Annotated in this window: 12 protein-coding genes and 1 tRNA gene; 5 read left to right on the top strand and 8 right to left on the bottom strand. The window is 46.1% G+C overall.

From position 1 onward, the window contains the following. Nucleotides 1–38: 38 nt before the first annotated feature. The 6 genes from Pcarn_RS01685 to rpsU all read right to left on the bottom strand — a co-directional run bounded on the left by Pcarn_RS01685 (nt 39) and on the right by rpsU (nt 6,045). On the bottom strand, nt 39–1,112 hold the full coding sequence (locus Pcarn_RS01685; protein ID WP_261834680.1) for a restriction endonuclease PLD domain-containing protein: 1,074 nt from the start codon (nt 1,110–1,112) through the stop codon (nt 39–41). A 220-nt stretch (nt 1,113–1,332) separates the two neighbouring features. Beyond that, nucleotides 1,333–1,408: transfer RNA gene (locus Pcarn_RS01690), tRNA-Ile, on the bottom strand. A gap of 152 nt (nt 1,409–1,560) precedes the next feature. Beyond that, a complete protein-coding gene (gene rpoD, locus Pcarn_RS01695; protein ID WP_261834681.1) occupies nt 1,561–3,408 on the bottom strand; it encodes an RNA polymerase sigma factor RpoD in 1,848 nt (615 codons plus the stop codon). Between the two features lie 98 nt (nt 3,409–3,506). Beyond that, the gene (gene dnaG, locus Pcarn_RS01700) at nt 3,507–5,273 is read right to left on the bottom strand and encodes a DNA primase (RefSeq protein ID WP_261834682.1); all 1,767 of its coding nucleotides are present in this window, start codon (nt 5,271–5,273) and stop codon (nt 3,507–3,509) included. A gap of 88 nt (nt 5,274–5,361) precedes the next feature. After that, complete coding sequence (locus Pcarn_RS01705) at nt 5,362–5,805, bottom strand: GatB/YqeY domain-containing protein (RefSeq protein ID WP_261834683.1); 444 nt, start codon at nt 5,803–5,805, stop codon at nt 5,362–5,364. A 24-nt stretch (nt 5,806–5,829) separates the two neighbouring features. Then, entirely contained in the window at nt 5,830–6,045 is a 216-nt protein-coding gene (rpsU, locus tag Pcarn_RS01710) for a 30S ribosomal protein S21 (RefSeq protein ID WP_001145625.1), read from the bottom strand. A 222-nt stretch (nt 6,046–6,267) separates the two neighbouring features. On the opposite strand from rpsU, the gene tsaD reads away from it, so the two are divergent. Together tsaD and Pcarn_RS01720 are read left to right on the top strand one after the other, a co-directional pair. Next, on the top strand, nt 6,268–7,287 hold the full coding sequence (gene tsaD, locus Pcarn_RS01715) for a tRNA (adenosine(37)-N6)-threonylcarbamoyltransferase complex transferase subunit TsaD (RefSeq protein WP_261834684.1): 1,020 nt from the start codon (nt 6,268–6,270) through the stop codon (nt 7,285–7,287). Between the two features lie 154 nt (nt 7,288–7,441). After that, on the top strand, nt 7,442–8,077 hold the full coding sequence (locus Pcarn_RS01720; protein ID WP_261834685.1) for an alternative oxidase: 636 nt from the start codon (nt 7,442–7,444) through the stop codon (nt 8,075–8,077). A 37-nt stretch (nt 8,078–8,114) separates the two neighbouring features. On the opposite strand, the gene plsY is transcribed toward Pcarn_RS01720, so the two are convergent. Further along, nucleotides 8,115–8,708 (bottom strand): glycerol-3-phosphate 1-O-acyltransferase PlsY, encoded by a 594-nt coding sequence (plsY, locus tag Pcarn_RS01725; protein WP_261834686.1) that lies wholly within the window; start codon nt 8,706–8,708, stop codon nt 8,115–8,117. Nucleotides 8,709–8,847: 139 nt separating this feature from the next. Here plsY and folB point away from each other — a divergent pair, with 139 nt between their 5' ends. From folB to Pcarn_RS01740, 3 genes are read left to right on the top strand one after another with little or no spacing between them, the layout of a single operon-like run. Next, a complete protein-coding gene (gene folB, locus Pcarn_RS01730; protein ID WP_261834687.1) occupies nt 8,848–9,207 on the top strand; it encodes a dihydroneopterin aldolase in 360 nt (119 codons plus the stop codon). Further along, on the top strand, nt 9,204–9,701 hold the full coding sequence (gene folK / locus Pcarn_RS01735) for a 2-amino-4-hydroxy-6-hydroxymethyldihydropteridine diphosphokinase (protein WP_261834688.1): 498 nt from the start codon (nt 9,204–9,206) through the stop codon (nt 9,699–9,701). Before folB ends, folK begins: the two co-directional genes overlap by 4 nt. Before the next feature lie 10 nt (nt 9,702–9,711). Then, entirely contained in the window at nt 9,712–10,515 is an 804-nt protein-coding gene (locus Pcarn_RS01740) for an undecaprenyl-diphosphate phosphatase (RefSeq protein WP_261834689.1), read from the top strand. A 21-nt stretch (nt 10,516–10,536) separates the two neighbouring features. On the opposite strand, the gene Pcarn_RS01745 is transcribed toward Pcarn_RS01740, so the two are convergent. Next, nucleotides 10,537–11,781 (bottom strand): multifunctional CCA addition/repair protein, encoded by a 1,245-nt coding sequence (locus Pcarn_RS01745; protein ID WP_261834690.1) that lies wholly within the window; start codon nt 11,779–11,781, stop codon nt 10,537–10,539. Nucleotides 11,782–11,798 lie beyond the last annotated feature (17 nt).

Here is an 11,798-nt window from a genome sequence, read left to right on the forward strand (position 1 = left end):
GGAAAAAACATTCAAATAGAACATTGATAAATATTTACTTAAAACTCTAGAAAGTACTCTCCGTTTGCAAATTTGTGGAACGTAATCGATGTTTTTCCATACTGTTCTAAAGTGTCAGAGGTAATCCTATCACCGTACTTGAGTAGCCCTGCATCCTCTAGCTTACCCTTGAGTAACTTTCCTAAAGTTGCTCGTCCACCGGAATCATCATGCGAGGCAATATTTTTGCCGAAATCTGCTGATACGACCATTTTTATCTTAAAGTACTTTCCATTTCGCTCAAAGTAGGCGGTAAACGTTCCATTTCTTGAATTACTGGTCGGTGATGTAGGGTTTGGCGTTGTAGGTGGATAGAAAGAATTTTGAGTATCTGACTTTTGGACTCCAAGTTCCACTTCGTACCAAGGTCTTGGTTGGTATGTATTGGTGCTTCTATTCAACCTTCCCTTTGCAAAGAATAAGTTAAGGCCTGAATTTGGCTGCGCATCTACTCTAAGTTCGATTTCTAGCTTGCCAATAGCTTGATTTACTGATGGGAAAGAATTTCTCAGTACTTCATAGTTGCTAATGTCCATATCTGCTTGTTGTGAGAGAGAAGATATGGTTGATTTAGACTTCTGTGTTAGGTCAACTTGATTTAGCCTTTTGGTAGTGTTCATGGAAAAGAGATCATCAATATATTTGTCTGTTTCATTTATGATATTTTGATCTTCAATTTTTGCCATGCACTCAAGTCTGTCACTGAAACCCTGAGTAGAAAAGTTAGATGACCCGATGTAAAGAGTGTTTTCTATCCCATTGGAAATGCGGTAGATCTTGCCGTGATACTCTTTCATCGAAATAAAGACACCGCTCTCAGGGTTTTTGTTTTTGAGTGCATCATCAAGTTTAGTGAGTGAGTCTAGCTGTTGTTTGTTGAGTCCTTTATGAAAAACCATTCCAATTAGGACTCTACATATTTCTTGTTCTGCGACTTTTGTAAGAGTGGGGGTTAACTCCGAAACTAGGGAATGTCCCATGTAACCACTTGCAATGTGAATACTCTTTGCTTGATTAGCTTTCTGTGTAAATTCTGTTTTAAATTTTTCGCTTGAACGATTGGTATATAGCACTAATTTGATCTCCTAAACATACCGACCTACCTACATTAATAATTGCGGTAAAAAGAGTACATAGTTTTCATGGGTAATTGGATTTTCTGTGATTTGGGTTCTCGGTGCTTCATTGATGAAAGCGAGAAATGAAGTTCTAGAGGTGGTAAATATTCGTTACACAGAGAGCAGAAAAGCAAAAAGCCTGAGAAGCAATAATGCTCTCAGGCTTTCTAGAGTATGGTGGCCCCTCGCAGACTTGAACTGCGGACCAATCGATTATGAGTCGACTGCTCTAACCACTGAGCTAAGGGGCCGTGTAGGTTGAAGATTATATGAGATGCTCGGGGGAGTGTCTAGGGAACACCTCGACCAATCTACTGATTTGCGTATGGTTTTTAAGCGATTGAACAGACTAAAAACAAAAAAGGTGAGCCTAGGCTCACCTTTTACGCTTACAGGTCTAGCTTTACTCGTCTAGGAAGCTGCGCAGGGTTTCTGAGCGGCTTGGGTGACGCAGTTTACGTAGAGCCTTAGCTTCGATCTGACGGATACGCTCACGAGTAACGTCGAACTGCTTACCAACTTCTTCTAGGGTGTGGTCAGTGTTCATGTCGATACCAAAGCGCATACGAAGTACTTTAGCTTCACGAGGAGTTAGGCCAGCAAGAACGTCTTTAGTTGCAAACTTCAGGCTAGTAGAAGTTGCAGAGTCTAGAGGCAGTTCTAGAGTGGTATCCTCGATAAAGTCACCTAGATGCGAATCTTCATCGTCACCGATTGGTGTCTCCATTGAGATTGGCTCTTTAGCGATCTTCAGTACTTTACGGATCTTGTCTTCTGGCATCTGCATGCGCTCAGCCAGTTCTTCCGGTAGTGGCTCACGACCCATCTCTTGTAGCATTTGACGAGAGATACGGTTTAGCTTGTTGATAGTCTCGATCATGTGCACTGGGATACGGATTGTACGTGCTTGGTCAGCAATCGAACGAGTGATTGCCTGACGGATCCACCAAGTTGCGTAAGTCGAGAACTTGTAACCACGACGGTATTCAAACTTATCAACCGCTTTCATTAGACCAATGTTACCTTCCTGGATAAGGTCAAGGAACTGTAGGCCACGGTTGGTATATTTCTTCGCGATAGAGATTACAAGACGTAGGTTCGCCTCTACCATCTCTTTCTTCGCGCGGCGAGCTTTCGCTTCACCGATAGACATGCGACGGCTGATGTCTTTGATAGATTGAACCGTTAGTGACGTCTCTTCTTCAATCGCTTTTAGCTTTTGAATTGAGCGGCGGATGTCTTCTTCGTTACGACGGATCTTCTCTTTGTAAGCCACGTCTGAAGACAGAGCTTGGTCTACCCAAGCTTCACTTGATTCGTTGCCAGTAAATAGCTTAACGAAATCTTTTTTCGGCATGCCACCGTATTCAACGGTTTGACGCATGATCAGACGCTCTTGAGTACGAACGCGCTCCATAGAGGTGCGTAGTTCGTTAACCAAATGGTCGAACTGCTTAGGAGTTAGGCGAAACTCGCGGAATACGTCCAGAACCTTATCAGTAGCTACGCGATATGCATCGCTACCACGGCCTTCAGAGTTAACAACTAGCTGCAGGTCTTGATAGGTGTTACGAAGTTCAGTGAATTTCTCCAGAGCAAGCTCAGGGTCGATACCTGTATCTTCCTCTTCCTCACTCTCTTCGTCAGAATCGTCGTCTTCGCCATCTTCATCTTTAAGGTCAGTTTCAGCAAGCTCAGAACCAACGTGGGTCGCTGTAGGCGCTGTAGTTTCTTCATCGTCAGGATCAACGAAACCAGCGATAACGTCGGTTAGACGTAATTCTTCAGCTTGGACCTTGTCGAACTGCTCAAGGATGTATGGGATAGTACCAGGAAATTCTGCAACAGAAGCCTGTACTTGGTTGATACCGTCTTCAATGCGTTTAGCAATGTCGATCTCGCCTTCACGAGTAAGAAGCTCAACGGTACCCATTTCACGCATGTACATGCGCACTGGGTCTGTAGTACGACCAATCTCACTTTCTACGCTACTAAGAGCAGCAACCGCAGCTTCTGCAGCTTCTTCATCGACTTCAGTGGTGGTTTCATCGATGGTGTCGTCATCAATTTCTGTAGCGTTTTCAACTACTTTGATGCCCATGTCGTTGATCATCTGGATGATGTCTTCGACCTGCTCTGAGTCAACGATTTCAGGTGGCAAGTGATCGTTTACTTCAGCGTAAGTTAGATAGCCCTGTTCTTTACCTTTAAGAACTAGTGCTTTAAGCTGTGACTGCCTATTTTGATCCATAGATGGTATCCAAATTCTGGTCTGTGATGGAACTAGTTTGCTTCGAATTGCGAACCGCTAAGTATAGCAAAGTTTCAACATTACAAGCGATCAGGGTCTCACGCTTTTAAATCTAGCATTAGTGCTAGCAGCTCCCTTTTCTCATCGACTGATAAGCCGATACTTCTTTCTTTTGCTTGCAGAGTTTCTATTTGCCTTTCGATACACTGATAAATGACCTTATCCAGTGAATCGCAAAATATATCTTCTAGGTTGTCTTCTTCTTTATAAGTAGGGATATCCCAACTCGCCAGAAGCGACAAGATTCTTTCGTCTTTTTGATTTCGCCAGTGCTCTAATAACTGGCCTGTGCTGATATGGGGATGATTTAGACATTTATCAACCACATCGAGTAATAAACTTAGTCCAGGCAGGTTGGTTTGCCTAATGGAATCTAAATTCGGGACAAAGTCCACAAATTGCGGGTTCTGTAGCAATAATGCAATAACTACCCGCATCGGTGTTCGCTCTATCTTTTTATGAGGAGCAGGGCGCGTCTCTTGCTGATTATTTTTCGATAGCAGCTGTTGCAGCTGGCTCTCTTCAACTAGACCTAGTTTGCGCCCAAGCAGTTCCCTCAGATAAAGACGAAGTGTTCCGCCTGGAACCTTGTCGATTAACGGTACAGCGAGGGTACTCAACTTCGCCATACCTTCCTTACTGCTAGTGTCTACCTGGGACAGTAAGGTTTGGAACATAAAGTCCGACAGAGACATGGCCTCGGTCACTTGCTGTTCAAATGCCTCTTTACCGTGCTGACGAATATAGCTGTCAGGATCCTCGCCATCGGGCAGGAACATAAACTTAAGCTGACGTCCATCGTTCAGGTAGGGGAGGGCATTCTCCATCGCGCGCCATGCGGCATCTCGGCCTGCACGGTCACCATCGTAACAACAGACGATAGTACTGGTTTGACGGAACAGCATCTGCAGGTGATCGCCCGTGGTGGAAGTACCTAGGGAAGCGACCGCATAGTCCACACCAAACTGCGCCAGAGCCACCACATCCATATAGCCTTCGACAACCAGTACCTGCTCGGGGGAGCGGTGGGTTTGAAGAACCTCGTAAAGGCCGTAAAGCTCTTTACCCTTATGGAAAATTGGGGTTTCTGGTGAGTTTAGGTATTTTGGCGTTCCATCACCTAGTACTCGACCACCGAATCCAATTACTCGACCGCGACGGTCTCGAATTGGAAACATCACACGTCCGCGGAAGCGGTCGTAGCGGTTACCTTTGTCATTCTCAATCAGCATGCCCGCGCTAACTAGCGCATCTTGGGTCTGCTTCTGTTGACCAAAGTTCTTACGAACCGAGTCCCATTCGTCTGGGACAAAACCAATATCAAATTTCTGCGCTATCTCTCCACTGAGACCACGTCCCTTTAGATAGTCCACTGCTACCTTACCTGCTGAAGTTTTTAGCTGGCTTCGATAGAAGTTAGAGATACTGCCTAAAAGATCATATAGAGAACGTTTTTGTTCAGAGTTTGCCGATGGGCCCTGGCGATTAAATCCACCTTGGCGCTGTTCTCTTGGTACCTCAACACCTAGGTGAGAGGCGAGCTCTTCAATGGCTTCAACAAACTCAAGACGTTCGTACTCCATCATAAAATCGATAGCATTACCGTGTACGCCACAGCCGAAGCAGTGATAGAACTGTTTCTCTTGGCTTACGCTAAATGATGGGGTTTTCTCGTTGTGGAATGGGCAGCAAGCACCGTAGTTTTTGCCTTGTTTCTTTAGTTTTACGCGTGCATCGATGATGTCGACGATATCGAGTCGAGCGAGCAAATCATCTATGAAGCTACGAGGGATGTGTCCTGCCATAAATCCTAAAGAAATTGCCGATTGCGAGATACAAACAAGCCGCGCATTCAAAGAATAGCACGGCTTGATTTAAATATTGGCTTGGGAATTAAGCAAGTTTAGAGCGAACTAAACCACTTACTTTACCCATGTCTGCGCGCCCTTGAATTTGTGGTTTCAGAACGCCCATCACTTTACCCATGTCTTGCATGCCCGCAGCACCTGATTCAGTGATTGCACCTTCAATGAGGGCAGCAACTTCTTCTTCGGTAAGCGGTTGAGGCATAAATTCCTCAAGTACTGTGATTTCTACTCTTTCTACCTCTGCAAGGTCTTCACGACCTGCTGATTCGTATTGAGCCACAGAATCGCGACGTTGTTTAACCATTTTGGTCAGCACTGCAATGATATCGTCGTCGTTCAGAGTAATCTGTTCGTCAACTTCACGTTGCTTGATTGCTGATAGAGCTAAACGGATAGTGCCAAGGCGCGGTTTGTCCTTGGCCTTCATCGCTAGTTTTTGCTCTTCTTTGAGTGTATCAATCAGAGCCATTACTAATTCCTGATTAAACGGGGATTAGTAAAGACGAACGCGACGTGCGTTTTCGCGAGCTAGCTTCTTAGCGTGACGCTTTTGAGCCGCTGCTTTAGCGCGTTTGCGAACTGTAGTTGGTTTCTCGTAGTGCTCACGACGGCGCACTTCAGAAAGAATACCTGCTTTTTCGCAAGAGCGTTTAAAGCGACGTAGAGCTACGTCGAACGGTTCGTTTTCACGTACTTTAACTACTGGCATATGCCTTTCACCTCAGGGGTTATTCGTTACTACTGGTTTTCACGGTTCCAAGCAAATGTTTATGCGTGGAGAATAACCAGCTTGATCAAAAATGGTGCGGAATTTTAATCTGAAGTGACCGTGTTTGTAAAGCACTTTATTGGGGATAAAACGATCAATTATTTGGTAGCGGATGTAGGACAGTGCTAATATGCGCCAAATTGTCAGCATCTCGAGAAAACTATGCGAATTTTAGGAATCGAAACATCCTGTGATGAGACAGGCATTGCTATTTATGATGATGAGCAAGGCTTGTTGTCACACCAACTCTACAGCCAAGTAAAACTGCACGCCGATTATGGTGGCGTTGTACCTGAGCTGGCATCTCGAGATCACGTTAAAAAGACTATTCCTCTTATTAAAGAAGCGCTAGCCGATGCCAATCTTACCAAAGATGACATCGATGGCGTAGCCTATACCGCAGGCCCAGGTCTTGTTGGGGCGCTTCTGGTGGGTGCAACTATTGGTCGCAGTATTGCTTATGCTTGGGATGTTCCAGCAGTGCCTGTGCACCACATGGAAGGGCATTTGCTGGCGCCTATGCTAGAGGATAACCCACCACCGTTTCCCTTTGTTGCGCTTCTTGTTTCTGGGGGCCATACCATGATCGTTGAAGTGAAAGGGATCGGTGAGTATCAGATCCTTGGTGAGTCTATCGATGACGCTGCCGGTGAGGCTTTTGATAAGACGGCCAAGCTAATGGGCCTAGATTATCCTGGTGGTCCACTACTTTCTCGTCTAGCAGAAAACGGCACGCCGGGTCGCTTTAAGTTCCCACGCCCAATGACAGACAGACCTGGCTTAGACATGAGCTTTTCTGGCCTTAAGACCTTCGCTGCTAATACCATTGCGGCAAATGGGGATGATGACCAGACTCGCGCTGATATTGCCTATGCCTTCCAAGAGGCGGTGTGCGCGACTCTAGCCATTAAGTGCAAGCGTGCCCTTGAGCAAACCGGTATGAAGCGTATCGTGATTGCAGGTGGTGTGAGTGCGAATAAGCAACTGCGTAAAGATTTAGAGGCACTAGCTGCGAAAGTGGGCGGAGAGGTTTATTACCCTAGAACAGAATTCTGTACCGACAATGGTGCCATGATCGCGTATGCGGGCATGCAGCGACTGAAGAATAAAGAGGTCTCAGACCTCTCAGTAAAAGCTCAGCCACGTTGGCCGATCGATCAGCTCCAGCCCATTAGTGAATAATCAGCATAAACGCTCCCACGTGGAGCGTTTTTTTTGGCTCTGACATATCCGTTAAACTTTTTTTTAATGATTAAAATTTTTTTTAACAATAAGCTTGTAATACAGACTTAAAATTGTATATTTAATGCATCTTAATCGTTGGGGAGAAAGAAACATGGCGGAGTTTCAATTAAAACATAGAGATACCAGCAAGCTGAGTGACTACATTGCTTACAAGATCACTCAGGTGTTGAAGTTTTGTCTCAATATCTTCTATGGCAAGAAGTACGCTAAGCGTGCAGTGATACTAGAAACCATAGCAGCGGTTCCAGGTATGGTTGCGGGTATGTTCAATCACCTTAAGGCTCTTCGTCGTATGCGTGATGATGAGGGTTGGATTCGTGAGTTACTGGATGAGGCAGAGAACGAGCGCATGCACCTAATGATTTTCCTCGATATCGCTAAACCAAGCTGGATCGAACGCTTACTAGTGCTGTTAGGACAGGGCGTATTTATCGTGGTTTATAGCGTGCTTTATCTGCTTTCCTCAAAGATCGCACACCGTATCGTAGGTTATTTCGAGGAAGAGGCGTGTAAGAGCTACACTGAGTACCTTGAGAAAATCGATAGTGGTATCGTTGATAATGTCGATGCTCCAGAGATCGCAATTAAATACTATCAACTGCCGGCCGATGCCAAGCTAAGAGATGTTGTTCTGCGTATCCGTGAAGATGAAGCCAAGCATAGAGACCGCAACCATGGCTTTGCAGACTCTTATCAAGCAAAAGATCTACCAGCACACCAAAGCTAATTCCTTTCAGGCCAATCTTAGGGTTGGCCTGACATCTCTACTTTTTTTTCAGGCCTACCTTAGGTTCCTCACCGCTGATCAGTCGCTTTATATTTCCTTGGTGACGCCAAATGATAAGACAGCACAGCATAGCAACGGGTAAAGTGTACTGAGGCTTGATAAGCCAGGTATAAAATGGAGCGACGAGTGCTGTGATTAACGCAGCAAGCGAGGAATAGCGGAATAGAAAAACCGCAGTGAGCCAAGTGCCCATCAACATGCCTGTTAGATCCCATCCGATTGGCGCAATTGCCCCGATAGCCGTAGCCACTCCTTTGCCCCCTTTAAAGTGAAAGAAGATAGGGTAGATGTGGCCAATACAGGCGGCAATACCTATAAGCCCTAGCATCACAGGGTCGATATCGAGAAAGTAACCTGTCCAAACCGGGATGATGCCTTTTGCCATATCGCAGAACAAAACCAAGAAGGCTGGGAGTTTCCCACCTATGCGCAGCACATTGGTAGCCCCTGGGTTGTTCGAGCCGGAGGTCCTAGGATCAGGCAGTTTGAATATGCGACAGATCAGCACGGCACTGGAAACTGAGCCCAATAGATAGGCGCAGATAATCATGATCAGTACCATTGCAGACATAGATATCCTTTACAATTTTGTCTCGGCCTGTCCACAAATCAGGATGATAGATGGACGCTGGATGTAGTATATTACGTTTTTTTCTTAATTGGGCTTATCCGACCTCAAACTTTAGCGGATGAGAGCAAGGAGCAGGGATATGATTCAAGACCGCGTATTTATTGAGCAGCTAGAGGTTATCACCACTATTGGGGTGTACGACTGGGAACAAGAGATTAAGCAAAAGCTGGTGCTTGATATCGAAATGGCCCATGACAACACTAAAGCTGGTCTAAGCGATGACGTGAATGACGCCTTAGATTATTTCTCAGTGAGCCAAGCTATCTTGAAGCATATCGAAAATGGTCGATTCCTATTGGTTGAGAGAGTAGCCGAAGAGGTTGCTGCTATCATAATGAATGATTTTAGCGTCCCTTGGGTGAAAATCCGTGTTCGCAAACCAGGCGCAGTACCACAAGCCACTAGCGTGGGTGTGGTGATTGAGCGAGGAAGCTTGTGACTCGAGTCTACCTCGGCGTAGGTACCAATATAGATAGGCAGCGTCACGCTGTTGCTGCCGTCACTGAATTGAAAAAACTAGATGCTAATCTGCAAGTGTCTACCGTTTATCAATGCCCAGCCAGCGGCTTTGAAGGTGCTGAGTTTTTCAACTTTGTAGTAGGTCTAGAGGTTTCTCTTGAGCTAGACCAACTCAGGCAGCACCTGCGCAACCTTGAGGTTCAATATGGACGTCCCTTGGATGCGAAAAAGAATAAAGACCGCACCCTAGATATCGATATTTTGTTGTTTGGTGAGGAGGTTTGCACCGATAAACCTCAGCTACCGAGAAGCGATATCTTTAAGTTTAATTTTGTTCTGCAACCATTGAAGGAGCTTTGTCCTGAACTGGTGATCCCAACTGACGGCCGCACAGTAGCAAAGCTTTGGGAGCAGACTTTTGAATCCATCGGCGGAGATGCAAACCTCTCGCCTGTATCAATCTATTTTAAGTGATTAATAATTAATGAGTTATTTTGAAGCTTTTGTCTTGGCCTTGATTCAAGGTCTTACTGAGTTCTTGCCTATTTCAAGTTCTGCTCACCTGATCCTGCCTTCAGCTGTATTGGGCTGGGAAGACCAAGGGCTGGCATTCGACGTTGCGGTACACGTAGGTACCTTGCTAGCAGTTGTTATTTACTTCCGCAACGAGGTTGTTAGCCTGCTAAGAGCCTTCTTCGCATCTGTGTTTAAACAAGAGCACAGTAAAGAATCGAAACTGGCGTGGATGATTATCCTAGCAACCATTCCAGCAGGTCTTGCAGGTCTGTTCCTGAATGACTTGATTGAGCTCTATCTACGCAGTGCTTGGGTGATCGCGTGTACCACTATCATCTTTGGCTTGCTTCTATGGTACGTGGATAAGACCTCGGCTCTACGCGATGACGAGTACCAGACCACGTGGAAGAAATCTCTATTTATCGGTGTCGCTCAAGCGATGGCGATGATCCCTGGTACTTCTCGCTCTGGTGCAACCATTACTGCGGCACTTTATCTTGGCTTTACTCGTGAAGCGGCGGCTCGCTTCTCTTTCTTGATGTCTATTCCTATCATCACCTTGGCGGGTGGTTATCTAGGCACTAAGCTAGCGTTGAGCCCAGAGCCTATGCACCTTGGTGTGCTATCAACCGGGATTGCAGTTTCCTTTGTCAGTGCTTATTTCTGTATTCACTACTTCCTGAAACTGATCTCTCGTATGGGTATGACCCCGTTCGTTATCTATCGACTCATTCTAGGTGTAGGTCTATTTGCCTTCTTAATGACTCGCTAAGGAAAAAACAAGAAAGTGGCTCTAGGGCCACTTTTTTTGTGCCTGCCATTCTTCCTTGATACCTTGAATCGCATCGATTCGTCTCTGAGACAGCTGATCGCGGATATCCTTGCCCTTAAAACCATCGGCTATGATGGATTGCACGTCGACCTCGAGCGCGGCTTGATGGGCCTGCTTAAAGTAGTCTCGTTGTGTATAGTCGATATCTTCAAAACCAGTGCGGCCGCGAGAATCGGCCATACAAGATAGGAGAACCTGCTCCAGTCGCTCCGGCTTGCGCCATACATCTAAGCTGTCTAGCACCTTTAATACAGTTGCGGCCTTCAGCTCTTGAGCTCTATGTACGTTAGAGTGTTGAGCACAGACATTAAGAGCCAGTTGCTTAAATTGATTAGGGAGTCTTAAACGAGCGCACAGTTTCTCGATTATCTTTAGCCCTGTGTGGCAATGCATCTTGTGGCTTGGCCATTCGCTTTGTGGTGTAACACCTTTGCCTAAGTCATGTACCTGTGCAGCAAATCGCACCTCTTCAGAGTCGCTCAACAAAGAGGCCTCTCTGGCCACCATTAAGGTGTGGATACCTGTATCTATCTCAGGATGCCATTTCTCGGGTTGAGGAACACCAAACAGCTTATCTATTTCGGGAATAACTTCTGCTAGGGCGCCGCAGTCACGTAGCACTTGCAGAAATACTTCTGGATTCTTTGTGGTGAGAGATTTTTGCCACTCTTGCCAAACGCGTTCAGCAGTAAGGGTTTTGAGCTCACCAGAACCACTGATGTGCTTCATCAAGGCCATAGTTTCATCTGCCACCACAAAGCCGAGGTGATGTAGCTTGGCGGCAAATCGTGCCACGCGAAGCACACGAAGTGGGTCTTCGACAAAAGCCTCAGACACATGTCTGAGCAAACGAGCTTCAAGGTCGTGTGCGCCACCATAAGGGTCGGTCAGCTCTCCGCTTTCATCTTCTGCGATAGCATTGATGGTGAGGTCACGCCTGATAAGGTCTTCCTCTAGGGTGACATCAGGGGCGAAAAAGCACTCAAAGCCAGTATAGCCAGCGCCGGATTTACGCTCTGTGCGAGCAAGCGCATGTTCTTCTTTAGTCTCTGGATGCAGAAAAACAGGGAAGTCTTTGCCTACCGCCTGAAAGCCTTCCTGTTGCAGTTCTTCTGGGGTAGAGCCGACCACAACCCAGTCTCTGTCGTAGTTTTTAATGCCCAGTAGCTTATCTCGAACTGCACCACCTACTAGATAGCGTCGCAAAATGTTAACCTTAATCG

Origin of the sequence: Vibrio ishigakensis (genome assembly GCF_024347675.1) — a bacterium.
Taxonomy (GTDB): domain Bacteria; phylum Pseudomonadota; class Gammaproteobacteria; order Enterobacterales; family Vibrionaceae; genus Vibrio; species Vibrio ishigakensis.